This is a genomic window from Mesorhizobium sp. M0816, from assembly GCF_040320005.1.
Taxonomy (GTDB): Bacteria; Pseudomonadota; Alphaproteobacteria; order Rhizobiales; family Rhizobiaceae; genus Mesorhizobium.
Map to the genome: position 1 here is coordinate 157,129 of NZ_JAMYOT010000011.1, position 21,817 is coordinate 178,945.

A 21,817-nucleotide genomic window follows, 5' to 3' on the forward strand; every position below is an offset into this window, starting at 1 on the left:
CGGCACAAGCCCGGATCCTCGGCTCCTTGCCGAGCACCTACTAAGGTATCAGGACAACTTTGCCGGTCGCGCCGCGCTCGTCCAGCAGGCGATGTGCGTGGCTGGCCTGGTCGAGCGGGAAGCGGCCACCTTTGGTCACCATAAGCTGACCACCAGCGGCCAGATCGAAAAGCTCCAAAAGGCAGTCACGGAGACCGTCCGTAGACAGCAACGGCAGCAGGGCAAAACCCTTCAGCGACTGGTTGCGACCGATCATCGCCTCCATCTCCGGGGCGCCGAGCGCGTATCTGCCAAGTGCTGCAAACACCAACTCTCCGCGAGGTGCCAGAGCCTCCAGCGCAACCGCCGTCAGCGGGCCGCCGACAATGTCGTAGATGATGTCGACGCCAGCGCCACCTGTCGCTGCCCGGACGTGCACCGGCCAATCCGTGTTGCTGTAGTCGACGGCAGCATCGGATCCCAGCGACAAAGCAAGGTCGAGCTTGGCCTTGCTGCCGGCTGCCGCGATGACACGGCTAGCGCCGGCGCGCTTGGCAAGCTGGACGAGCAACGAACCGACGCCGCCCGCGGCAGCGGCGACCAGCACCGATCTGCCGGCCGGCGGGCTTTGCCGCGATAGATACAATGCCGTCAGTCCTTGCACCATCAATGCCGTCGCGTTTTCGAACGAGAGCGAATCCGGCAAGGGCACGGTCAGGCTTGCGTCGATCGTCACATACTCGGCATAGCCGCCAAACGGGCGGCTCGAGGCGAACAACGGTGCGGCGACGCGCGTGCCGAGCAAGGAAGCGTCCGCCCCCTGGCCAAGCGCCTCCACGATCCCGGCGGCCTCGACGCCAGGGATCATCGGCAGTTGCGGCGTCACCGCATAGCGATCCGCGCGCATCAGCACTTCGAAGAAATTCACCCCGGCCGCATGAACGCGGACCAAGACTTCGCCGGCTTGCGGCTCAGGCTTCGGCACCGCGACTATGTCGAGAACGTCGGGCCCGCCGAAGCGGCTCAGTTGAATGGCTCTCATCGCATGCACCGATCGCTGTTGGCATCGGCCGCTGTTTGCCACTATCTGCCTGGCTTCGACTACACACCGATTTGTCCGCTGCTGACCGGGAGGTGACCATGGCCAAGCTGATCAAGAGACTGCCGACGCTGCCGGCGGAGCGCGCGCTGAAAGTGATTTCGGGCCGCTGGAAGGCGGTCATCCTGTACCATCTCTTCGACGGCCCCCGGCGGCTGTCGGCGCTGCAGGCGCTGATGCCCGATATCACCCAGAAAGTGCTGATCCAGCAACTTCGCGAAATGGAAGAGCACGGCCTCGTCCGCCGCGAGATCTTTGCCGAGATACCTTCGCGCGTCGAATATTCGGCGACGCGGCTCGGCCTCAGCCTCGAGCCGATCCTGCTGGCACTTTGCCAGTGGGGCCAGCATCACGCCGACGAGCTGAATGAGATGGACCGCCTTGCCGATTGCATCATCAGACCACGGCAAGCGCAGGACGCCCATGCCGTGTGAACAAAAAGGGCGGCGCATGCGCCGCCCCAATGCTTGGGAGAATTAATCCTTGGGAGGACTGCTCGAACCTGTGCTCAGGCCGCCTTGACTTCCTCGGCGACGGCATCGGCCTGACGCGCCGTCTTCAGCACCCTGGCCCACCATGCAATGTCGTTGACCAGCGCGGTTGCCGCCTGGTTGAGGTGCTCGAACTCATCGAGCTTCTTGTCGCCTTGCTTGACGGCAAGGAAATCGGCCCAGGCGATGTGTACGGCGGACTTCACCGGCGCCATCTGCAACTCGACCGCATGCAGCCTCAGCTGCTCGACCGCGCGCGCGCCACCGACGCTGCCATAGCCGACGAAGCCGGCCGGCTTCTTGTTCCACTCGTTGGCGGCGTAGTCGATGGCGTTCTTCAGCACGGCCGTCGGGCCATGATTGTATTCCGCGGCGGTGAAGATGAAGCCGTCGAATCCGGCGACCTTCTTTTGCCAGCGCTGCGCCACTTCGTTCTGCGACGGCACCCAGGCGGAGGATGCGACCTCATCGAAGAACGGCAGCGGGAAATCGCGCAGGTCGACGACTTCAACGTCGATGTCGGCGTGCGACTTGGCTATCTTGGCAATCCATTGGGTCGGGACGTCGGCAAAGCGGGCCGCGCGGGTTGAACCAATGATGATGGCGATTTTGGGTTTTGACATAGAGGGGGCTCTCCTTACGGGAATACTGGTATCGTTTGGATACCTGAGCTATATGAGTAACTGGCCGCTCAATGTGCAAGGAGGCACTTTTTTGTTACCAAGGCACCCGCACCGCACCGAGGACTGCCGCGCCATCTCGGAAATCCTGCAGCGCGTCGGCGACAAATGGACGGTGCTCGTGGTCGGCAAGCTTGGCAACGGGCCGCTGCGTTTCAACGAGTTGCGCAGCGCCGTCGGCGGCATTTCGCAAAAGATGCTGACCACGACCTTGCGCGGGCTCGAGCGCGACGGCTTCGTTACGCGCACCGTGTTCCCGACCATTCCGCCGCGGGTCGACTACGAATTGACCGATCTTGGCTACGAACTGCTGGTGCCGGTCGATGCGCTCGGCGAATGGGCACGCAAGAACACCGAGCGCGTCAAGGCGGCGCGCGAGAAGTTCGACGCCATGCACAGCTGAACCCTTGTGCTGCAAGGGTTTGAACCTGTCGGGGAGCCTCGGATGAGCGCTACTGCTGTAACTGCATCTTGCTCTTCGGCAGCTTCTCGATCCGGTTCCATTTCGGGTTGGGACTGACCACCCTGCCGCCAATCGTGCAGGTCGTGGTCGTCTCCTTGCGGCAATTGCTCACCGTCGTGCCGCTGGTGTCGCATTTCGTCGCCGAGCAGATCTCGCACTTGGCCGCTTGCCCGTTGATGGTGCGGTTTTCCGACGTGCAGGTGGCGCCTGGATCGCCTTTTTTGACCTCGGCCAAAGCGCTTGCTGACGACAGGCAGAGCAAGGCTGCAAAGGCACCCGCCAGGGCAGCGTTCAGCATGTGTTGACGCATTGTCTTTCCTCCCAAGATCCCGTCGGTCGCGCTGCAGGCGCGCATGCGGGAACCCGTTAGCCAAAGACCACGCGGGATCGCTGTCCGCATCCCCCGCGCGGGAGAGACGGCTGTTTAAATCCGTCTTCTGGAATCAGGCCGGGTCAGCCTTCGGCCGGAACCGCCTTCGGCTTGCCTTCGCCGTCCAGCGCCACCATGACGAAGTCGGCATGGGTGACCTTCTCCATCAGGTCGGAGAGATAGCGCTGCGCCCAGGCCTCGACCTTGAGCGTCATCGAGGTGCGGCCGACGCGTTCGACATGCGTATAGATGCACAGCGTGTCGCCGATCTTCATCGGTTTGGCGAAGGACATTTCCTTCACCGCCGCCGTCACCACGCGGCCCTTGGCGCGCTCGGCGGCGCGGATGCCGCAGGCGAGATCCATCTGCGCCATCACCCAGCCGCCAAAAATGTCGCCTGCCGCATTGGCGTCGGAAGGCATGGCCAGCGTCCTGAGCGTCAGATCGCCGATCGGCCGCCCGTCCGCGTAATGCACCATTTGGCCAATCCTCTCGAAGCCGATTGTCCCGATCCCGTATCGTCATGGCACGGACAGGTCAACGCGCCACTGAACAGGTCGCGGCCTGAGGTTCGGCTATCGGTCGACAGTGTTGAAAAGATGCTGTGCGGAGCTAGACGAGCGCACCAGCAGGATTGCATTCCATGGCCGAGGTAAGAAAGCTTACCAATAGGCGTGCTTCACAAAGCGGGCCAGGGCGTTGGGACGTAGGCGTAGGCGTTGCCCTCGCGAATAACATGACCGATGCCTGGAAAGGGCAGGTGCATGCCTGCGACGAGCAGGCCATCCGCCGACACCATGTCGAGCACCTTCTTGCGTGTGGCGATTGCGGCCTGCTGGTCCACGTCGAAGGCGATTGCCCATTCCGGATGCGCAAATTGCAGCGCGGAGGCGTGGATTACGTCAGTGAAGAGCAGCAGGTTGGCGTCACCAGAGCCAATTCGAAGCGCGAGATGCCCCGGCGTGTGTCCGGGCGCAGGCAATGCCCTGATCCCGGGCGCGATCTCGACCTCGCCTTCGATCTTCCGGACCTTGCCATGGTAAGGCACCAGCGATTTGCGCGCTATTTCGAAGTACGGTTTCATCTGGTCGGGCGCCTTGGACCGGATCCCGTCATCGTGCCAGAAAGCGAATTCCGGCGCGGCAACCACGACCTCCGCTGCCGGGAAGGCGGCCTTGCCTCCAATACCGACAAGGCCGTTGGCATGGTCGGGATGGAGGTGGGTGATGATTACCGTGTCGATTTCTTCCGGCCTGACGCCAGCGGCGGCGAGCGCCTCGGGTATATGTCCCAGTATAGGCCCCATCGCCGATGCCGTGCCGGTATCGATCAGCACCCGTCTGTCGCCTTTGGTGACAAGGTAAGCATTGACCGAGGTCGGGAGTGGTTTTGGCAGGAATGCCTTTGCCAGCAGCGCTTCGGCGGCAGCCGTATCTGCGGAAGGGAAGAGTTCGAGGCCGAGATTGAGGTAGCCGTCGCTCAGTGCTGTGATCTCGAGGTCGCCGAGCATGAACCTGTGGGCGCTCGCAAGCGAAGCCGGAGACCGGGCGGCGATAGCCGCAGCGTTGCTCCCAAAGAGGCTGATCGGGGAAAGTAGCAGGGCACCGGCACTAAAGGTGCCGATGCCGAAGGTTCGACGGTCGATATTCATGGTCTTGTCCTTCGAATTGCAGATGAAGCTAGTCCCAGACTACGTCGTCGCTGCCGGGGCGGATGCCGACCGCTCGGACCGCTCTTGGGCGGGGGTCGGCGCGGTTCATGGCCAACTCCTTGCGACATCAATAATCCGCCTCACAAACTGCGGGAATAGCGATGGGATGCAGTTCACTGCTGCAGATTATGCAGCAGTGAACTTAAGCGAGTAAGGCCGCTGGTTCGGCCCTCCGAACGGCCTCGCTGAGCCCCGGCTTCACCTACTGGACAGGTTGCCGGGGCTCGAGCGCTCGGCGCAACGTCGGCGCCTCTTGCTCGATATAATCCCACAGACGGTTCGAGATCGGCCCGTGCGGCCGGTCGCGGCGGCGCGCCACCACCAACTCCTCGGTACGGCCTGGCAGATGACGGCCGGCCATGGATTGCAGGCGTCCGTCGCGCAGTTCCTCCTCGATCAGGAAGCGGGGCATGTGGCCCCATCCGAGGCCCTGCAGGATGATTTCCTTCTTCATGCCCTGATCGGCCACCATGCATTGAGGCGCACCCTCGATCATGAAGTAGTCTTGTTGCGGTGAATGGCGGGCCGTGTCGCGCATGACACATTGGGTGAACGCGTGCATCTGATCCGGCGTGATGGGGTGCTTGATGCGCTCCGGCAGAAAGCCCGACGCCACTACTGGGACGAAGGGCACCTTGCACAGATCGATCCATTCCACCCGCGGATCGCTCTTGTCGATCCAGTGCAGGATCAAATCGGCTTCGTCGTCGAAGAGGCGCTCCCACGGGCCGCCCACCGCCTCGAAATGCAGATGCAGGCGTGTGCCCGGACACTGGGCGAAGAACCGTCCGAGCATGCCCAATGCCTGCGGGCGCGGGCAAAGGTCGCCGATCACCACATGGATCTCGCTTTCTTCGCCCATTGACAGCTGAGCAGCATGAAGCCGCAAGCCCTCGAGCTCGCGCAGCAGCGATTGTGCCCTGCGATGGAACGACAGCCCTGCCTCGGTGGGGCGCACGCGATAGCCGCTGCGATCCAAAAGAACGAGGTCGAGTTGCCGCTCCAGCTTTGCAATGGCTGCGAACACAGCCGGGTGCGAGCGATGCAGCATGGCCGCCGCAGGCTGAAAGCCGCCGCAGCGGACCACGGCATCGAAGCATTGCAGGTCGTGCAGGGTGAATTCGGCCATGTCAGCTTACATTACAGAGATAGTCCTATCTTTGTAATATCATCAAAAGCGCGCCGCAGCTAGGCTTTGCCACATTCAACGCTCCAGAAGGAAGGTGTATTCACCATGAATGAGCTGGATTTCGTGACCGTCGGCGATGGCACACGCATCGCCTACCGCATCGACGGCGACGCCGGGAACCCCGTGCTGATGCTGTCGAATTCCATCGCCACCACACTGCGGATGTGGGACATGCAGGTCAATGAGCTGTCGAAGCATTTCCGTGTTCTGCGCTATGACTTTCGCGGCCACGGAGGGTCGAGCGTTCCGGCCGGCGCTTATTCGCTCGACCGGCTTGGCCGCGACGTGATCGAGCTGCTCGATGCCCTAGCCATTGAACGCGTACACTTCCTCGGTCTGTCGTTGGGCGGCTTCGTCGGGCAGTGGCTCGGCATCCACGCGCCCGAGCGGATCGAGCGCTTGATCCTGAGCAACACCTCATCCTACCTCGGACCGGCAAAGCAGTTTGACGAGCGGATTGCCGCCGTGCTGCAGGCGCCGGATATGTCCGAAACCGCCGAGATGTTCCTGGGCAACTGGTTTCCTGCGCGTATGCTGGCGGCCAACGAGCCCGTCATCGAAGAATTTCGCACCATGCTGCTGGCCATCGACCGGCAAGGCTTGGCTGGCTTGTTCGCGGCGGTTCGCGATGCGGACCTTCGCCGAACCGTAGCGCTGATTTCCAGGCCAACGCTGGTGATCGCCGGCCGGCACGACACTGTGACAGCCGCCAGCCATAGCGAGCTGATCGCGGCGACGGTGCCCGGCGCGAAACTGGTTGTCCTGCCCGCGGTCCACTTGTCGAACATCGAGTACCCCGCCGAATTCATCGAGGCCGTGCTCGGTTTTCTGCGCTGAGCCGGAGCACGACGGGGATGCTGAGTGAACCCCGTTTCGAACATCACCCGCATGGACCGCAACCTATGATGCACTAACGCGTAGCTCAGGCTAGACTGGGCAATATCGATAGCGGATGACGGCTGACATGGAACTTGGCTTTCGCCCATTAACGCCCGATCTGTGGCCGGCGCTCGAGGACCTGTTCGGTGACAGCGCCGTCTGCAGTCGCTGTTGGTGTATGTACGGACGGATCGGCAGTTCTTACCGAAAGCGACCCGGCGAGGAAAACAAGGCAGCGTTCCGGCAAGCCGTCCAGCATGGTCCGCCTCCGGGTTTGCTTGCTTTCGACGGCGATACGGCTGTCGGCTGGTGTCAGGTGACAACGCGAGATGCCCTGCCCTGGCTCGATCGGCTGTGGCAGCTCAAGCGTGTGGATGATGCGCCGGTCTGGTCCCTGTCCTGCCTCTACGTGCGAAAACAATACCGCCGACGGGGCGCAACATCCCAGCTGATTGCACAGGCCCTGGACGTCGCAAGGCGCGCAAATGCGCCTGCACTCGAAGCCTATCCTTTCGACGCCGAAACATCGCCGTGCGCATCCGGCAGCGGATATGCCACCACCTTCACGCGCGCCGGGTTCAGGATCGTCGCCCGCAGGACGCCGGCCCGGCCGATCATGCGCTATGATTTCAAGCAGATTGCCGATCTTCGTCTGTAATGCTTGGATCGCTTGTCGAGGAAGCGCAGGCACTTCGAAATGAAGCCGGATCGTTTTCAACTTTTGGTCAGAGGCACAACGTGGATTGGTTCACACGACGCAAACCGTTCTCGGGCGCTGCGAAGTCAGCTTTCCCATTCAGCATGTTGACCACCATGGCAGAGGAGGAGTTGACGCCCTTTGTCGACGACACTTACCGAACGACGTCCCGGCATCTCATTTCTGATGGAGCGCGCATCTATATTCCTTATCGGTTACATTTTCTGCCAAGCGTGCGAGAGCATCACCTTGGCTTTTCATTTCCGTCGCATTGCCTGCTGACACGATCGACAGATGGCTTTTTGCGGCAGAAATCAGCCAAGGTGATCCTGTCGCTGAACGAAAGTTGGAGCATCGCCTTCGTCGTTCTGCTGTTGGGCGAATATGTCGTCGAAATCGCCGAAGACATCTACGCCGCAGTACCTGATCTGGACGCTTCAGCCTATGCCAGTTTTGTCCGACAGAACCGAGACGTAATGCGTGCAATGCGCAGCAAGGCCACAAGCTATTGGAATGCCTATTACAGGCGTGCTTATCCCAACCGAAAATCCTATCCAGCCATTGCTGTCCTCAATCGACTCGATGCGTGGGCAAGTTAGGTCTTCATCAATCTTCTTGGCGCTGAAAGTCGAAATTCAAACGAAGTTGCCAGTCGCTTTTTTCACATCGGATGCCGGAAGACCCGGCGACGCCGCGTCGCGCCCAAGCCTAGGTTAGAGCCGAATTCCGGAGCCGCCCGCAGCCACCATGCAGACCTATGATTTCATCATCGTCGGCTCCGGCTCGGCCGGTTCGGTCCTGGCCGAAAGATTGTCGGCTTCCGGCCGGTCGCTAGAGCCACTAGGTAAAGTTTTCGATGCGATGGATGCGTTCGACAGGTTAGACCTTACGAACCCGTCGAACTGGGTAAATGGAGCCTATTAAGGAAATGCCTGGGCAGGAAGAATGGTCGAACGAAGAAGACGCTCGTGCATACAGAGAAATCCGAGCATCGGTCGATAAATGGAAAAGTCTCGGTTATAAGACATATCCGGATGGAACAGAGTGGATCGGCCATACGCCGCATCGAGCGCCTGAAGCGTATTTGCATCAGCTGTATGCTCCGCTTGGCGCCGTCGGAGTTGGGCAGATGGAGTCTGAAATTTCGTGCCGACTTCCAGATAATTTCCGTTGCTTTCTCATGCTCCACAACGGGATAGGTCTGTTTGCGAATTATATAAACGTCTATGGGCTGCGACGCAGCTGGTCACGCACAAATTTAGTGGAGGCGGGTCAACAACCCTTCTCCATACTGGAACCGAATGTACAGAGACGGCCAAGCAATGCACCAGACGATGTTCTCTTTATTGGTTCACTCGGGGATAATAGGAATTTAATTGGCATGAATCCGGACGGGAGGGTCTTTCGCTGGGAGAGTGATGATCCTCTGTCCGGTTCGATCAAGTCCTACACGAGCGTGTTCACCTTCCTGCTGGAAGAAGCCAATGAGGTGGCGGCCCTGTTCGACCCGGATGGGCGCGAACACGACTGAACTCGGGCAGCAGGCAACAAGCGGCCATTCAAACCGAATATCACCAGTCGCTTTTTTCACATCGGATGCCGGAAGACCCGGCGACGCCGCGTCGCGCCCAAGCCTAGGTTAGAGCCGAATTCCGGAGCCAGCCGCAGCCACCATGCAGACCTATGATTTCATCATCGTTGGCTCCGGTTCGGCCGGCTCGGTCCTGGCCGAAAGATTGTCGGCTTCCGGCCGCTTCTCGGTGCTGGTGCTCGAGGCCGGCGGCAGCGACCGTCGCTTCTACGTGCAGATGCCGCTCGGCTACGGCAAGACCTTCTTCGACCCGGCGGTCAACTGGAACTACAAGGCCGAGCCGGATCCCGGCCTGGCCGGCAATGCCGACCACTGGCCGCGCGGCAAGCTGCTCGGCGGCTCGAGCTCGATCAACGCCATGGTCTGGATCAGGGGCGCGCGCGAGGATTTCGACGCTTGGGCAGCGGCCGGCAATCCCGGCTGGGGCTTCGATGACCTGCTGCCCGCCTTCAAGGCGCTGGAGGATAACCAGGCCGGCGCCGACCAATGGCGCGGCGTCGGCGGGCCGCTGCATGTCACCGACTGCTCGACCTCCGTCCATCCGCTCACCAAGCGCTATCTCGCCGCCGCCAACCAAGCCGGCCTGCCGCTCAACCCGGATTTCAACGGCGCCTCGCAGGAAGGCGCCGGCGTCTACCAGATCACCACCAGGAACGGCCGCCGCATGTCGGCGGCGCGCGCCTTCCTGCGCCCGGCGATGAAGCGCAAAAACGTCCGCGTCGAGATCAACGCCCTGGCGACAAAAATCCTGTTCGAGGGCAAACGCGCCGTCGGCATCGAATATCTCCAGAATGGCGCGACGAAAACCGCCCGCGCCGGCCGCGAGATCATCCTGTCGGGCGGCTCGGTCAATTCGCCCCAATTGCTACAGCTTTCCGGTGTCGGCCCGTCGGCGCTTCTTGGCGCGCTCGGCATTCCCGTCGTTCACGCCAACGAGAATGTCGGGGCAAACCTGCAGGACCATGTCGGCATCAACTACACGTTCAAGGGCAGGCTGCCGACGCTCAACCAGATCCTGCGCCCGTGGTGGGGCAAGCTGCTGGTCGGCATGCAGTACGTGTTTTTGCGCTCAGGCCCGCTGTCGCTGTCGATGAACAATGCCGGCGGCTTCTTCCGCACCGATCCGGCCACGGCACGGCCCAACATGCAGCTCTATTTCCAGGCGTTTTCGACGGTCATTCCGAAGAGCGGCGAACGGCCGATCCTGACGCCCGATCCATGGCCGGGCTTTTCCATCGGTCTCTCCAATTGCCGTCCGTCGAGCCGCGGCGAAATCATGATCCGTTCCGCCAATCCGCGCGATTATCCCAAAATCGTCGCCAATGCCTTTTCGACCGAGGCGGATGTCGTTGAAATGCTGGCGGCGGTGAAATTCGTCCGGAAGATCGCCTCGATGCCGGCGATGGCCGAGATCATAGAGGAAGAGGTTTTGCCCGGCCCCTCGATCACCTCCGATGCGGATCTCATTCAGGATTTCAGGAAGCGCTCGGGCACCGTCTACCACCCGGTCTCGACCTGCCGCATGGGGCCGGACGCGGCGCACGCCGTCGTCGATCCGCGCCTCAAGGTGCACGGCATCCAGGCCTTGCGCGTCATCGACGCCTCGATCTTTCCCGACAACATAACCGGCAACACCAACGCCGCCGCGATGATGACCGGATGGAAGGGCGCCGAACTGGTTCTGGAGGATCAGAAATGAAAATCACCGACGTCAAGACCTGGGTGGTCGGCAATCCGCCGCCCGGCATCGGCGGCAAGTATTTCATCTTCGTCAAGCTCACCACCGATGGCGGCGTCGTCGGCTATGGCGAGGCCTACAACGCCACCTTCTCGGCACATGTCACGGCGAAAATGGTTGAGGACATGGCCGAACGCTATCTGATCGGCCGCGATCCGCACGACGTCGAGACCTTCTTCCGCCGCGCCTATTCGTCCGGCTTCACCCAGCGCCCCGACGTCTCCAGCATGGGCTGTTTCTCGGCGCTCGAAATCGCCTGCTGGGACATTATCGGCAAAGAGGCCGGCAAGCCGGTCTACAAGCTGCTTGGCGGCCAGGTGCACGAAACGCTGCGTTCCTATACCTACCTCTACCCGCACAGCGGCAGCGTCCACTCCGAGGACGCGCGCGGCAAGAACGTCTACAACGATCCCGACCTGGCCGCTGCCTGCGCGCTGGAATATATCGAGCAGGGTTTTAACGCGGTCAAGCTCGACCCGGCCGGCCCCTACACCGCCTTCGATGGCCACCAGCCGCGCCTCGTCGACATCGATCTCTCCGCCCGCATGGTCAAGGCGATCCGCGAGGCGATCGGCACAAGAGCCGACATCCTGTTCGGCACGCACGGCCAGTTCACCGCATCGGGCGCGCTGCGCCTGGCTCGCGCCATCGAGCCCTATGATCCGCTGTGGTTCGAGGAGCCGGTGCCGCCCGACATGCCCGAGGTGATGGCGCAGGTCGCCCGCGCGACCCCGATCCCGATTGCCACCGGCGAGCGGCTGACGACCAAGTTCGAATTCGCCCGCGTCATCGAGAACCGTGCGGCGACCATTCTTCAGCCGGACCTTGGCCGCTCCGGCGGCATTCTCGAAACCAAGAAGATCGCGGCCATGGCCGAGGCCTATCACATCCAGATCGCACCGCACTGCTATTGCGGGCCGATCGTCGGCGCCGCCAACATCCAGCTCGCGGTGACGCTGCCCAATTTCCTCATTCTGGAATCGCTGAAACAGTGGGACGGTTTTCACGCGAAGCTGCTCAAGAAGAAGATCGAATGGCAGGACGGCAACGTCATCCCGTCGAAGGAGCCAGGCCTCGGTGTCGAACTCGACGAAGCCGTCTGCGAGGCGCATCCCTGGACCGGCAAGGATCTGCATTTGCAGATGATGCAGACGCCGCTGATGCCGTGACCTGTCGAGCGGGATCGACAGACAATATCACGCGATTTCAACGTGTTGGACGCAGGATCGGAATCACCGCCGAAAGGATTTGAATCAATCCCTCAACGGCTTGATTCAATATCTCAGCGTCAAGGCACCGGGCAGGATCTCGAAAGTCGCTGGTATGCGACCCGGCGATTCGCCGTCTATGTCGATCAGCGCGGCGTTCTTTTGCACATCGCCGAGCGGCTCGACAACCACTTTCTTGCCGCGCAGGATGGTGATCGCCGGATGGTTGCGGTGCCGCCCGCCATAGAGCAGGCGGATGTCCCAGATCAGCTTCAGCTTGCTGGCGGCGCGCAGGATGACGATGTCGAACTCGCCGTCGTTAAGCTCGGCGTCGGGCGCGATCATCATGCCGCCGCCGAAGAATTTGCCGTTGGCCACCGCCACCAATGCCATGCGCGCCTCGACCGGGGCACCGTCGTCAATGGTGATCGCAACGTCCTGGAAGCGGTAACGGAGGAATTCCCAGACCGTGCGCCAATAGAACAGCGCCTTGGCCGAAACCTTGCCCTTGCGCCTGTCGGCGTTGACCGCGCGGTCGGTAGCGCCGGAAAGCCCGAGGCTGGCGATGTTGATGAAATGGCGGCTGGCCAGCGCGCCATGGTCGTCGACATAGCTGATGCAGCCGGCATCGACCTTGCGCGGCTTGGCCTCGGCAATCCGCTTCAGCGTCAGATCGACATTGTTCGACAGGCCGAGCCCGCGGGCGAAGTCGATGCCGGTGCCGCACGGCAGCAGCCCGAGTTCGGCCGTCCGGCCGCTTTCCCGGAAAGCCTTCAGCAGCCCGTCGGCGACTTCGCTGGCGGTGCCGTCGCCGCCGGCCGCGATCACCAGCTCGAAGCCGATGGCGGCAAGGTCGAGCGCCAGCCGTTCGGCATCCCCCTCGGCCTGCGTTTCACGCAGCTCGAAATCGCCGAAATGTCTTTTCAGCGAAGCCGCAACCTCGGGCCAATGCCGCTTGAGCCTGCCGCCGCCGGCGATCGGATTGAGAACCACCGCGACCTTCAAGCCTGCCTCCCCAAGGCCATCGAACACGCCTTCCAATCATTTGCCGGCATTGAAGCCCGCGCCGGGCCGCGGGGCAAGGGTCGATTACCCGACAATGCGGCTTCGGCATCGAGGCGGCAAATCCCGACCGGCGGCGGCAGAGATCGGAAAGTCGCTATTTTGGCAGGGTCAGTCCCCGATAATCCCGCTATCCACAGGCTCGCGGCAGTTTCGCCAAACGCTTATCCGACGTACCTTAAAACCCATCTCAGGCGGCTACCGATCGCCACGCCGAAAGGCAAAGCGGAACGGCGGATTTCCTGAGGCCCGTACGGCCCTGAACGAGAACAGGCTTGCTTGTTGGAGGGATGGACGCCGAGACCTACGGGGCCGCGGAAAGCGTGCGAACGCCGACGGCGGACCGATGCTGCCATGAAGGACGGCAAAAACCTTCGATGGCGCGCTGGGCAAAGCTCGCAAGAGCGGAGACCGGCGTGGTCCGGAACGGACGCTGCCCTAGGGTGGCGACTGGCAGGACCGTCAAAATCAAGGCCGGCATGGCGCGACATCTTTCGGGAGTTGCTGCCGCGACCGTGTCCTGATCTGACAGGGAGGCGCTGGGAGAAATCCCGGCGCCGACTGTCTTTGTGGCCCCGCCTGACGATTTTGCCGGCGACGCTTCACGCTGCGCCAAAATCAGCTACTATCCATTGCCGTCGGGGGCCGTTTAAAAGGGCTGACGGCAGGGGGACATTTCATGACGCTCATCCAAAAGCTTGCCGTTGCCTATGCTTTCCTGTTCTTCGGTGTCGTTGCCATCGGCTATGTGCCGGCTTTCAACGATGCCGGCGGCAATCTGTTCGGCCTGTTTTCGCTGCAATGGTATGATGATTTGCTGCACGCCTTCTCCGGCGTCTGGGCGCTGGCCGCCGCCTTCATCTCGCACCGCCAGGCGGTGTTCTATTTCAAGCTGTTCGGCTCGGTCTATCTGTTCGACGGCGTGCTCGGCCTGGTCACCGGTTCCGGCTGCCTCGATGGCGGCATCTTCATCAACGGCTTCCGCTCCCTGAACGACATCGAATTCCCGGCCCGCTTCTTCGCCAACCTGCCGCACATCGTCATCGGCGGCTTCGCCGTCTATGTCGGGTTCTGGTTGTCGAAACGTGTGTACGACCATTTCGCCACGGCCTGACCGGCCATGTTCCTGTTCCGCTGGCTGAAGCGCATCATCAAGGCGATCCTCTGGCTCGTCGTCATTGTCGTGTTGATCCCGATCGCCGGGCTGGCCTACGGCTTTCTCACCACGCCGTCGCTGGACACAACACCATTGCCGGGCATCGCCGAGGGTGCTCCGCCAAAGGCGCTGGCCGACAAGGTCCGTGCCGAGATCCCCGGCTACCAACGGCCGGAGGAATCGACCTTTCTCACCTATCCGGAATGGGCCATCGTCTACGCCGCCCGCGAATATGCCGGCTTTGTCGACAAGAACCAGCCGAGCGGCTTCCCTTATCTCTCCTATATCGGCCGCTTCTGGCAGGATTACGCGATGGTCACCCGCGCCAGCTCCGCCTACAAATTCAACCTCGACAATCACCAGATGCTGGTGGTCATCGGCACCAGCCACACGATCGAGCACGCCATCCAGTGGGCCTATGAAAATACGATCGGCCGCGTCACCGAAGCGACAGCCGGCAAGCGCACCGCCGTCGACATCTACCAGGCCAAGGTGGCGGCCGATTATGCCGGTTTTCTCGACCAGGTGCCGTGGTACCAGTTTCCCTATGCCGAAAAGCGTGCCGGCCTGTTAGCCGTCCAGCCGGCGCCGGACGACAGCGCCTTCCGTACCGGCGAACGCAAGCTCGCCTTCGGCCTCGCCGACACGATCAAGCAGGGCTATGCCGATCTGATCAAGTCGGCGCTCGCCGCCACCACCGATCCCGCCTTGCTCGACATTCATGTCTGGGCCAAGGGTCCGGTCGGGGAAGTGACGCGCAACGAACCCGACACCTTGCTGGAGCGCGATCTCGGCGCCGACGGCACGGTCTTCGTCACCAGGCGCTATCAGGTGTTCACCGACATGATCCCGCGCTTGATCGACAAGGGCGTCTCCTTCGTCGAGATCGGCGGCAATGACGAGATCATGGTCACCCTGCTTTCCAATGACGAGATCAATGTTCCCGAAGGTGCACGCACCTTGTTCAGCTACCCGCTTCCGGCGGAACCCTCCACGCGCCGCACTGCCCTGACCGTCGCCGTGCGCAAGCTGCACATCGTGCTGCCGGCGCTGATGACGGCAGGCGCCAGGCTCGAGCATGTCTATGATTACTGAGGCCTTTCGGTCACAGCCGGCCTCGGCAAGACGTTGCGTGATGCTCCGCCACGCTCATTCCACAATCGGGGCCAAATCCCGCCTTGTTCCGCAACGATTGATGATGCCGTAGACACGTTGTCTTGCGCACATGTGCCAGGCAACTCGGAGGGACAAGACCGTGATCAAGACCGCCCTTGTCGCCATGACCATCGTCGGCTGCGACTGCGACGCCAGGCTTTGCGAATATATCGGCGAGACGCCCGCCAAATGGTCGACCATCGCCGAATGCGAAGCGGCGATGAAAAGCCAGATGCTGCACGAGCGCAATTTCGACTATCCGCTGGTCTCCGGCATCTGCCGGACACAGAACTCGTCTTCGTCATCGCAGCTCGCTGCGACCGCTTCCGAGCCTGAATTGACGACGGCCAGCACCGCAGCGACAGACCCGCTGCCACCGGAACTGAGCCATCAGCCCAGTGCTGCGGTCGGAACGCAGGCCACGGCGACGGAAACGGAAGCCGTCCGGCCGGTCGCCTATGAAGCGGCGGTCGATGGCGGCAGCGCCCTGCTCTACCGCACGAAGGCCGGCTACGCCGTGGTCAAGACCGATCTCGGCCGCGCCGCATCGGCAACGATCGGCATCGCCAGGCGTTCGGCGAACTGGCTGGCGGCGAAGCTGCCTGACGGTCTGTAGCCGCCGCTTCAGGCCGTGCCGATCAGTGCCTTGACGGCGCGATAAAAAATCGACGAAAACAGCTCGCCCGGATCGTATTGCAGCTTCTTCGCCAGGAAGGACGGCAGTTCCGGATAGGAGGCAAGCAGTTCCTTGCCTGTGTAGTGGAGCTGGTAGGGCAGGAAAAAACGCCCGCCATGCTTGATCGTCACGTCGATCAGCGCCCTTGTCAGCGCCCGCATCCTGGCATTGCCGTCGGCGTCTGTCGGCTGATTGATGTAGAGCACCAGCGAATAGGCCGGCTCCGGCGCATAATTCAGCGCCACATCCTCCTTGTGGACGATGCGTACCGACGCGTTGAGCACCGGCAGGGTCTGGTTGCGCAGGATCTCGCGCGCTTCCGCGATGAACGGGTTATAGGCCGCCCGCGGGATGAAATACTCGTGCAGGATGTCGGTCTCATCGAGCAGATCGTTGAACAGATAGGGCACTGAATCGTGCATCGGATTGTTGCGCGTGACGAGGCAGGCCTCGCCCTCGGCCATTGCCGTCGTCCGCGCCACCGTGCAGTTCTCGAATTGCGGCTCCAGCGTCTTTTCGGTGAACCATTTCAGCTCCTGGAACAGGCTGCCCCATTTCGCCAGGTTGATGATCACCCGCTTGAGCCCGACCGAACCCGGTTCACCGATTGCCGGCTGGTCGGCCGGCGGCTGGTCGGCCACCTTGTCATAGCGGTAGACGATCATATCCTCGAGGAAATTGCCCGGCGCAGTCGACAGATGCCCATAAAACAGACCGATCGCCCTGTTTGGCTCCAGAACCTCGGCGAAGAACGTCGGGAAATCGTCCGATTTGATGATCTCGCGCGAGGTCCGGTAGACGGCGTTGTCGACGATGTCGAGTGTCGCCTCCAGCACCACGCCGAACAGGCCGTAGCCGCCGACGACGTGGCGGAACAGCTCGGTATTTTCGGCCGGTGAGCAGGTCGTCACCGAACCGTCCGCCAGCATCACCCGCATCGATCGGATCGAGCCGGCGACCGAGCCGGCCTGGTGGTCCATGCCATGCGCGTTGACCGACAGCGAGCCGCCGACCGAAAAGATGTCGGTCGACTGCATCGCCTTCACCGCAAAGCGCGGGTGCAAAAGGTTCTGGATGTCGTGCCAGCGCGCGCCCGGCTGCAAGGTGATCGTCTTCGCCGTCGGGTCGACACTGACCTTGTTGAATTTGCGCATGTCGAGGACCAGCGCGTTGTCGTCGAAGGCGTGGCCGCCCATCGAATGGCGCACCGCCGCGACCGAGACCTTCAGGCTATTGGCGCGGGCAAGGGCCAGCGCGCTCGCGATGTGGTCTTCCTCGCTGACTTCGATAACGCCGTAGACCGGTGTCATCGACAGGCCGCTGGCATCGTTGATGTTGCCGCCCTTGGTCAGCCATGGCAGCGCCGGATCGTAGGCTGGCGGGCCCTCCAGCGGCTTCTGCGCCAGGTCGATCCCGTCAATGTCGGCGATGCGCCCGGAATTCTTCTGCCCCGACGGACCGCGCGCCAGCCGCGCCACGGTCGTCCCGCCCCAGAGCATCGCGCCGCCGACCACCGCCGCACCCAGCAGCAGCCGCCGCGACAGGCGAAACCCCTTGCGTTCCTCGATCATAGCCCCACCCCACTGTCCCAGGAATAGCGCCAGATGGAGACAAAAACCAGTTGCCATCAGACGTTCGGCAAATGATGATCACAGTCGTTCTGGCGAAAGCGTCGAAAGCAGCCGCACCATGAAGCTTGCCGTCCGTGCCACGATTGCCCTGGTACTCGCGTTTGCTCCGGTCTCAGCCGACGCCCAAAGCGGTGAAAAGGGAGTCCTCGGTGTGGCAAGGGACGATCCGGAGATGGCGGCGGCGATTGAGCAGGCCCGCGCCAGCCTGGATGACTTCCTGATCCTGTCCGAGGCGCCGCCGTCCGGAACAGCCACGTTCAAATTGAAGGTAAGGATCGAAGACGGAACCGCGACGGAACATTTCTGGATCATTCCCTTTCACCGAACGGCGAGCGGATTTGCCGGAATTTTAGCAAACGAGCCGCAGGCAGTGCACAACGTCGTCGCCGGCCAGGAGATCGAATTCACCCGGGACGAAATTTCGGACTGGGGATACACCAAGAACGGCCATCAGGTGGGCAGCTTTACCGTCTGTGTGATGCTCAAGAAGATGTCGAAGGAAGACGCGGACTATCTCCGCGACAATTACGGCTTCGACTGCTGATGTCCGAGCGCGAGGCGCTTTAGCCGCTACCCCGCCTCCTCGTCCTGCGCCCCGATCTTGCGCACCAGCGCCGCGGTCGCCAGGATCGTGGCCATGTCGGCGATGATCGGCGCAACATGCTTGACATAGTCGAGCGGCACAGAGATGTCCGGCAGCTCGAAGAAGTTCTTCGTCTGCGGAAGCAGCAGAAAGCCGTCGCTGCCGTTGAGCGCGACGCGTGCCGGTTCCTTCGGCCATGTTTCGCCAAGCCATTCGAGTGCCTGCGCCAGCCGGCCGGTCACCAGCGGCCGCGCCGCCTCGATATTGTCGGTGCGGAACTCGTAGGCGGCATCGAGCTCCGGCACGCCGCTGGACAGTTCCTGCATCTTGCTGCCTAAGATGCCGCGGAAGAAGCCGACGACCTTGTTGGTCCGGCGCGCGGCCACCAATGTGCCGGGGAACGGCACGATCGTCTCGAAGGCGACGATGACGCCCTTGAACACTGCCGTCGTGCTCTTGCCCGTCCCTTCCCGGAGATCTGCTTCGTAAAGCTCGAACGGAAACCCCTCATAACGGCCGGAAAAAACATCATCGAAAGATTGCCGGTTGAACGGACCAACCGTCTCGCGCGGCAACCGGTCGAACGAATTCGGCTTGATGTTGTGCCGGTACCGCATGTCGTCGATGAAGCCGAAGATGATCGGCAACAGCGTGCTGCGAAACGACTGCTGCAATTTGCTCGCCGGCTTGATCGCCTGGAAATAGAGCAGGATCGCGGCCAGGAATCCGCCGATATAGAGGAACACATGCGGGGTCGAGAACCACTGCTCGTTGGGGTCGGCAACCCCGTTGAAGAGCCAGGCCACAAGCGCCACGAACACCAGCACCAGCCCGATGAAAAGTGGCACCCGCCAGCGCGTCCGGCGATGGGCCGAAGCTCGTTGCGCCTCATAGGCCTCGATGTTCTTCCTGAGGCCGGCGATCACCGCTTCGTTCGGCATGAAATCCGCAGTTTCCATCACCCACCCGCCGCCACAAGCCTGCCCGCGCTGGGCATGATAGCCGGTTTGGTGGACTGCGTCAGCGCACGGCACCGAAGACCGCATCGAGGCGGGCTAGAACCCTTTGCCTGGATTTTCCCGCCAGCGTTTCAAGCGGGACCAGCCGCTCGTGATCGCCGGCGCGCAACCGCATGAAGGCATGCAGCCGGTAGGCGGCGATGGCCCCGCGCGTGCCGGGATCGTCGCTGATCTCGACGACGAGAATGGCGCCGATGCGGCCGGGCCATGGCTGCCGCGCGAAGGCGGTGCCGATGAAATCGCCGAGCCCATAGGCAACGAGCGTCTTGCCGATCCGCTCGATCGGCTGCACGACATGGGCATGATGTCCGGCGATCAGGCCGACGCCATGTTCGGCCAGAAGTCGCGCCATTGCCCGCGTCTTCGCACGTGGAAAATGCCGGAATTCCCAATCCCAATGCGGCACCGCGCAGAGGAGGTCGACACCCAAAGCGGCAGCGTGCGGCCATTGCGTCGGATCGGCTTGCATCGAGACTCGGCCCGCGAACTGAGCCTCGTCGGTATTGCGCCACAAGGTAAAGGCGGCAAGGCCTATGGTCAGCGAACCAACCGCAAACCGCTCGACCGGAGCCGCAGTGCCGATCGTGCGGATGCCTAATTGCTCCAGCGCGGCGACGGTCTCGTCGAAGCCGGCAATACCCTGGTCGAGCACATGGTTGTTGGCCAGCGACAGCACCAGTTTTTCACGCGAAATGCCGGCGGCGGCCAGCGCCTCGGCAAGGAACCGCTCGCTCATCGCGTGGTGCGTGCCAAGCCTGGTGCCCAAAACAGCGCTCGGCCGCTCCACCACCGGGCTTTCGCAATTGCCGACCACCAGATCGGCCGAGGCAAGCAGTGCCGCAATCGCCGGATCGCAGTCCGGCGCGCGGCGATTGGCCACCGCCGAGATATCGCCGACGAAAACCAGCCGCACCGTCCGCGCCGGCAGTGGTTCGAGCACGGCTGCGGCCGCCGGAGCAAAGCCGCGCGCGTCGCCATCGAGCGAAGGCCGGAGGAAGCGTGGCAGCCACGACAGTTTGTAGGAAAGCGGATAGTTCGACACGCGACGCCCAATCGTTTGCCTTGTGTAGACCGTCCGCCGGATTGATTGAAGCGTCGACTGTTGTGGGTGAACCACAGGGCCACAGGCGCAGCGAACCAAATGCGTGTATGATCCACTGCGGAGCGACAAAAGGGGCGATCACGATGAAGCGTTTTTCCAGGCTGGTGGCGTGCGCCATCATTCTTCTCCTGCCGCTGGCTTTACCCAGCGCCGCGGCTCCCGAAGCGGCGGCCCTGTTTGAGGCAAAAATCGTAGCCGAACGCGACAGCGCTCTTGCCGCTCTGGAAGCCGCCGCGCCAGGCGATCCGGCAGCCGCCTACGCCGCCGGCGCCGGCGAATTCTTCACAGCGCTGGAGATCCTGGCCGGCGGTCTGCACCGCCACGGTTTCGACAGCCCGCAATCCTTCATGCTGCCGCTGATGCGGCTGCCGGTGCCGGACAATGCCAATCCCGAGCCGCTGACCTACGAACAATTCCGCGCCATTCTCGTCGCCTTCCGCGACCGGCTGGAGAAATCCGCAGCCACGCTGGGTTCGGTACCCGCCGACGCGGACGTCGGCATGGTCATCGACCTCACCCGCCTCGGCATCGACCTCAACGAGGACGGTACGATCGCGCCGGACGAAAGCGCCGCGGCGATCATGGCGTCTCTGTCACGCGGCGGCGGTGCGCCAGACGCGGCCGCACCCGCCCTCATCTTCCGCTTCGACCGCGCCGACGGCTACTGGCTGCAGGGCTATGCCGAGTTCCTGATGGCGCAGGCCGACTTCTGGCTGGCGCATGATTTCAGGGACACGTTCGACGGCTCCTTCCACATGCTGTTCCCGCGCGCCAAACTACCGCTGCAGGACACGCTCGTTCCGCCGGACGGCGGCATGAGCGGCGGCATTCTGTCGTCCGAATGGCGCATCGCCGATTTCATCTCGCTGGTCCATCTCATCAACTGGCAAGTGGTCGAGCCGGAGCGCCGGCAAGCGGCGCGCCGCCATCTCATGGAAATGATCCGGCTGTCGCGCGAGGACTGGAAAGCCATCCGAGCCGAAACCGACAATGACCGTGAATGGCTGCCCGGCCCGCAGCAAAAAGGCGCCAGCCCGCTGACCGGCCTCGAAGTCGGCGAGCAGCAGGTGCAGGCCTGGCTCGCCGCCTTGGCCATGGCCGAGGATCTGCTGGAAGGCCGCACCTTGCTGCCGCATTTCCGCATCGCCGACAAAGGCATCAACATGAAGCGCTTCTTCGACGAGCCGAAGCCCTTCGACCTGGTGCTGTCGATCACCGGCCCGGCCATCGCGCCCTATCTCGAACGCGGGAAGATTCTCACCAGCGAGGAGTTCGATCAGATCCAACGCCAATTCGGCGGCGCCGGGTTTCTGACGTTCGCGCTTTGGTTTAATTGAG

The 21,817-nt window shown here is 62.4% G+C and carries 24 protein-coding genes; 14 read left to right on the forward strand and 10 right to left on the reverse strand.

From position 1 onward, the window contains the following. Positions 1-40 precede the first annotated feature (40 nt). The gene (locus NKI17_RS19200) at positions 41-1,021 is read right to left on the reverse strand and encodes a quinone oxidoreductase family protein (protein WP_352567974.1); all 981 of its coding nucleotides are present in this window, start codon (positions 1,019-1,021) and stop codon (positions 41-43) included. Between the two features lie 98 nt (positions 1,022-1,119). Here NKI17_RS19200 and NKI17_RS19205 point away from each other — a divergent pair, with 98 nt between their 5' ends. After that, a complete protein-coding gene (locus NKI17_RS19205) occupies positions 1,120-1,512 on the forward strand; it encodes a winged helix-turn-helix transcriptional regulator (protein ID WP_023678376.1) in 393 nt (130 codons plus the stop codon). A 74-nt stretch (positions 1,513-1,586) separates the two neighbouring features. Here the strand turns inward: NKI17_RS19205 and NKI17_RS19210 are convergent, their stop codons facing one another. Continuing rightward, positions 1,587-2,192 (reverse strand): NADPH-dependent FMN reductase, encoded by a 606-nt coding sequence (locus NKI17_RS19210; RefSeq protein ID WP_023678377.1) that lies wholly within the window; start codon positions 2,190-2,192, stop codon positions 1,587-1,589. A 91-nt stretch (positions 2,193-2,283) separates the two neighbouring features. On the opposite strand from NKI17_RS19210, the gene NKI17_RS19215 reads away from it, so the two are divergent. Further along, positions 2,284-2,652, forward strand: coding sequence for a winged helix-turn-helix transcriptional regulator (locus tag NKI17_RS19215; RefSeq protein ID WP_023678378.1), 369 nt, complete (start codon positions 2,284-2,286; stop codon positions 2,650-2,652). Positions 2,653-2,701: 49 nt separating this feature from the next. On the opposite strand, the gene NKI17_RS19220 is transcribed toward NKI17_RS19215, so the two are convergent. From NKI17_RS19220 to NKI17_RS19235, 4 genes are all read right to left on the reverse strand, one after another. Next, the gene (locus NKI17_RS19220; RefSeq protein ID WP_352567975.1) at positions 2,702-3,022 is read right to left on the reverse strand and encodes a hypothetical protein; all 321 of its coding nucleotides are present in this window, start codon (positions 3,020-3,022) and stop codon (positions 2,702-2,704) included. A 143-nt stretch (positions 3,023-3,165) separates the two neighbouring features. Next, a complete protein-coding gene (locus tag NKI17_RS19225) occupies positions 3,166-3,561 on the reverse strand; it encodes an acyl-CoA thioesterase (RefSeq protein WP_023678380.1) in 396 nt (131 codons plus the stop codon). 200 nt (positions 3,562-3,761) lie between these two features. Then, positions 3,762-4,733: an MBL fold metallo-hydrolase gene (locus tag NKI17_RS19230; RefSeq protein WP_352743236.1), complete on the reverse strand. Its 972-nt coding sequence runs from the start codon at positions 4,731-4,733 to the stop codon at positions 3,762-3,764. 262 nt (positions 4,734-4,995) lie between these two features. Further along, the gene (locus tag NKI17_RS19235) at positions 4,996-5,922 is read right to left on the reverse strand and encodes a LysR family transcriptional regulator (protein ID WP_352906558.1); all 927 of its coding nucleotides are present in this window, start codon (positions 5,920-5,922) and stop codon (positions 4,996-4,998) included. A 105-nt stretch (positions 5,923-6,027) separates the two neighbouring features. Between NKI17_RS19235 and NKI17_RS19240 the strand changes: the two genes are divergently transcribed. The 7 genes from NKI17_RS19240 to NKI17_RS19270 all read left to right on the forward strand — a co-directional run bounded on the left by NKI17_RS19240 (position 6,028) and on the right by NKI17_RS19270 (position 12,056). Then, the gene (locus NKI17_RS19240) at positions 6,028-6,819 is read left to right on the forward strand and encodes an alpha/beta fold hydrolase (protein ID WP_352906560.1); all 792 of its coding nucleotides are present in this window, start codon (positions 6,028-6,030) and stop codon (positions 6,817-6,819) included. A 115-nt stretch (positions 6,820-6,934) separates the two neighbouring features. After that, entirely contained in the window at positions 6,935-7,519 is a 585-nt protein-coding gene (locus tag NKI17_RS19245) for a GNAT family N-acetyltransferase (protein WP_352906562.1), read from the forward strand. Beyond that, positions 7,519-8,157, forward strand: a complete 639-nt coding sequence (locus NKI17_RS19250; RefSeq protein ID WP_352906564.1) for a hypothetical protein — start codon at positions 7,519-7,521, stop codon at positions 8,155-8,157. The genes NKI17_RS19245 and NKI17_RS19250 overlap by 1 nt, the downstream gene beginning before the upstream one ends. Positions 8,158-8,305: 148 nt before the next feature. Beyond that, positions 8,306-8,482 (forward strand): hypothetical protein, encoded by a 177-nt coding sequence (locus tag NKI17_RS19255; RefSeq protein ID WP_352637217.1) that lies wholly within the window; start codon positions 8,306-8,308, stop codon positions 8,480-8,482. Positions 8,483-8,486: 4 nt separating this feature from the next. After that, a complete protein-coding gene (locus NKI17_RS19260; RefSeq protein WP_352906566.1) occupies positions 8,487-9,089 on the forward strand; it encodes an SMI1/KNR4 family protein in 603 nt (200 codons plus the stop codon). Between the two features lie 142 nt (positions 9,090-9,231). Continuing rightward, positions 9,232-10,848 (forward strand): GMC family oxidoreductase, encoded by a 1,617-nt coding sequence (locus NKI17_RS19265; RefSeq protein WP_352645040.1) that lies wholly within the window; start codon positions 9,232-9,234, stop codon positions 10,846-10,848. Beyond that, the gene (locus NKI17_RS19270) at positions 10,845-12,056 is read left to right on the forward strand and encodes a mandelate racemase/muconate lactonizing enzyme family protein (RefSeq protein ID WP_352623108.1); all 1,212 of its coding nucleotides are present in this window, start codon (positions 10,845-10,847) and stop codon (positions 12,054-12,056) included. The genes NKI17_RS19265 and NKI17_RS19270 overlap by 4 nt, the downstream gene beginning before the upstream one ends. 105 nt (positions 12,057-12,161) lie before the next feature. On the opposite strand, the gene NKI17_RS19275 is transcribed toward NKI17_RS19270, so the two are convergent. Continuing rightward, positions 12,162-13,100: a diacylglycerol/lipid kinase family protein gene (locus tag NKI17_RS19275; RefSeq protein WP_352906569.1), complete on the reverse strand. Its 939-nt coding sequence runs from the start codon at positions 13,098-13,100 to the stop codon at positions 12,162-12,164. A 736-nt stretch (positions 13,101-13,836) separates the two neighbouring features. On the opposite strand from NKI17_RS19275, the gene NKI17_RS19280 reads away from it, so the two are divergent. From NKI17_RS19280 to NKI17_RS19290, 3 genes are all read left to right on the forward strand, one after another. Beyond that, on the forward strand, positions 13,837-14,271 hold the full coding sequence (locus NKI17_RS19280; protein ID WP_023719157.1) for a DUF4383 domain-containing protein: 435 nt from the start codon (positions 13,837-13,839) through the stop codon (positions 14,269-14,271). A gap of 6 nt (positions 14,272-14,277) precedes the next feature. Continuing rightward, on the forward strand, positions 14,278-15,408 hold the full coding sequence (locus NKI17_RS19285; protein WP_352906571.1) for a hypothetical protein: 1,131 nt from the start codon (positions 14,278-14,280) through the stop codon (positions 15,406-15,408). 160 nt (positions 15,409-15,568) lie between these two features. Next, on the forward strand, positions 15,569-16,084 hold the full coding sequence (locus NKI17_RS19290) for a hypothetical protein (protein WP_352906573.1): 516 nt from the start codon (positions 15,569-15,571) through the stop codon (positions 16,082-16,084). Between the two features lie 8 nt (positions 16,085-16,092). On the opposite strand, the gene NKI17_RS19295 is transcribed toward NKI17_RS19290, so the two are convergent. After that, complete coding sequence (locus NKI17_RS19295) at positions 16,093-17,772, reverse strand: FAD-binding oxidoreductase (RefSeq protein WP_352906575.1); 1,680 nt, start codon at positions 17,770-17,772, stop codon at positions 16,093-16,095. Between the two features lie 61 nt (positions 17,773-17,833). On the opposite strand from NKI17_RS19295, the gene NKI17_RS19300 reads away from it, so the two are divergent. Continuing rightward, entirely contained in the window at positions 17,834-18,319 is a 486-nt protein-coding gene (locus NKI17_RS19300) for a YegJ family protein (RefSeq protein WP_352697578.1), read from the forward strand. A gap of 26 nt (positions 18,320-18,345) precedes the next feature. Here the strand turns inward: NKI17_RS19300 and NKI17_RS19305 are convergent, their stop codons facing one another. Together NKI17_RS19305 and NKI17_RS19310 are read right to left on the reverse strand one after the other, a co-directional pair. Continuing rightward, positions 18,346-19,317 (reverse strand): hypothetical protein, encoded by a 972-nt coding sequence (locus NKI17_RS19305; RefSeq protein ID WP_352697576.1) that lies wholly within the window; start codon positions 19,315-19,317, stop codon positions 18,346-18,348. Positions 19,318-19,378: 61 nt separating this feature from the next. Further along, complete coding sequence (locus NKI17_RS19310; RefSeq protein ID WP_352697574.1) at positions 19,379-20,419, reverse strand: CapA family protein; 1,041 nt, start codon at positions 20,417-20,419, stop codon at positions 19,379-19,381. Positions 20,420-20,562: 143 nt separating this feature from the next. On the opposite strand from NKI17_RS19310, the gene NKI17_RS19315 reads away from it, so the two are divergent. Next, positions 20,563-21,816 (forward strand): hypothetical protein, encoded by a 1,254-nt coding sequence (locus NKI17_RS19315; RefSeq protein WP_352906577.1) that lies wholly within the window; start codon positions 20,563-20,565, stop codon positions 21,814-21,816. Position 21,817 lies beyond the last annotated feature (1 nt).

What these genes read in the sequence shown, in the direction of transcription:
- NKI17_RS19230 (WP_352743236.1), bottom strand. Translation starts at nt 4,733, where the DNA reads ATGAATATCGACCGTCGAACCTTCGGCATCGGCACCTTTAGTGCCGGT.
- NKI17_RS19300 (WP_352697578.1), top strand. Translation starts at nt 17,834, where the DNA reads ATGAAGCTTGCCGTCCGTGCCACGATTGCCCTGGTACTCGCGTTTGCT.
- NKI17_RS19305 (WP_352697576.1), bottom strand. Translation starts at nt 19,317, where the DNA reads ATGGAAACTGCGGATTTCATGCCGAACGAAGCGGTGATCGCCGGCCTC.
- NKI17_RS19210 (WP_023678377.1), bottom strand. Translation starts at nt 2,192, where the DNA reads ATGTCAAAACCCAAAATCGCCATCATCATTGGTTCAACCCGCGCGGCC.
- NKI17_RS19270 (WP_352623108.1), top strand. Translation starts at nt 10,845, where the DNA reads ATGAAAATCACCGACGTCAAGACCTGGGTGGTCGGCAATCCGCCGCCC.
- NKI17_RS19255 (WP_352637217.1), top strand. Translation starts at nt 8,306, where the DNA reads ATGCAGACCTATGATTTCATCATCGTCGGCTCCGGCTCGGCCGGTTCG.
- NKI17_RS19265 (WP_352645040.1), top strand. Translation starts at nt 9,232, where the DNA reads ATGCAGACCTATGATTTCATCATCGTTGGCTCCGGTTCGGCCGGCTCG.
- NKI17_RS19260 (WP_352906566.1), top strand. Translation starts at nt 8,487, where the DNA reads ATGCCTGGGCAGGAAGAATGGTCGAACGAAGAAGACGCTCGTGCATAC.
- NKI17_RS19315 (WP_352906577.1), top strand. Translation starts at nt 20,563, where the DNA reads ATGAAGCGTTTTTCCAGGCTGGTGGCGTGCGCCATCATTCTTCTCCTG.
- NKI17_RS19280 (WP_023719157.1), top strand. Translation starts at nt 13,837, where the DNA reads ATGACGCTCATCCAAAAGCTTGCCGTTGCCTATGCTTTCCTGTTCTTC.
- NKI17_RS19250 (WP_352906564.1), top strand. Translation starts at nt 7,519, where the DNA reads ATGCTTGGATCGCTTGTCGAGGAAGCGCAGGCACTTCGAAATGAAGCC.
- NKI17_RS19285 (WP_352906571.1), top strand. Translation starts at nt 14,278, where the DNA reads ATGTTCCTGTTCCGCTGGCTGAAGCGCATCATCAAGGCGATCCTCTGG.
- NKI17_RS19200 (WP_352567974.1), bottom strand. Translation starts at nt 1,021, where the DNA reads ATGAGAGCCATTCAACTGAGCCGCTTCGGCGGGCCCGACGTTCTCGAC.
- NKI17_RS19245 (WP_352906562.1), top strand. Translation starts at nt 6,935, where the DNA reads ATGACGGCTGACATGGAACTTGGCTTTCGCCCATTAACGCCCGATCTG.
- NKI17_RS19220 (WP_352567975.1), bottom strand. Translation starts at nt 3,022, where the DNA reads ATGCGTCAACACATGCTGAACGCTGCCCTGGCGGGTGCCTTTGCAGCC.
- NKI17_RS19295 (WP_352906575.1), bottom strand. Translation starts at nt 17,772, where the DNA reads ATGGCAACTGGTTTTTGTCTCCATCTGGCGCTATTCCTGGGACAGTGG.
- NKI17_RS19205 (WP_023678376.1), top strand. Translation starts at nt 1,120, where the DNA reads ATGGCCAAGCTGATCAAGAGACTGCCGACGCTGCCGGCGGAGCGCGCG.
- NKI17_RS19240 (WP_352906560.1), top strand. Translation starts at nt 6,028, where the DNA reads ATGAATGAGCTGGATTTCGTGACCGTCGGCGATGGCACACGCATCGCC.
- NKI17_RS19235 (WP_352906558.1), bottom strand. Translation starts at nt 5,922, where the DNA reads ATGGCCGAATTCACCCTGCACGACCTGCAATGCTTCGATGCCGTGGTC.
- NKI17_RS19225 (WP_023678380.1), bottom strand. Translation starts at nt 3,561, where the DNA reads ATGGTGCATTACGCGGACGGGCGGCCGATCGGCGATCTGACGCTCAGG.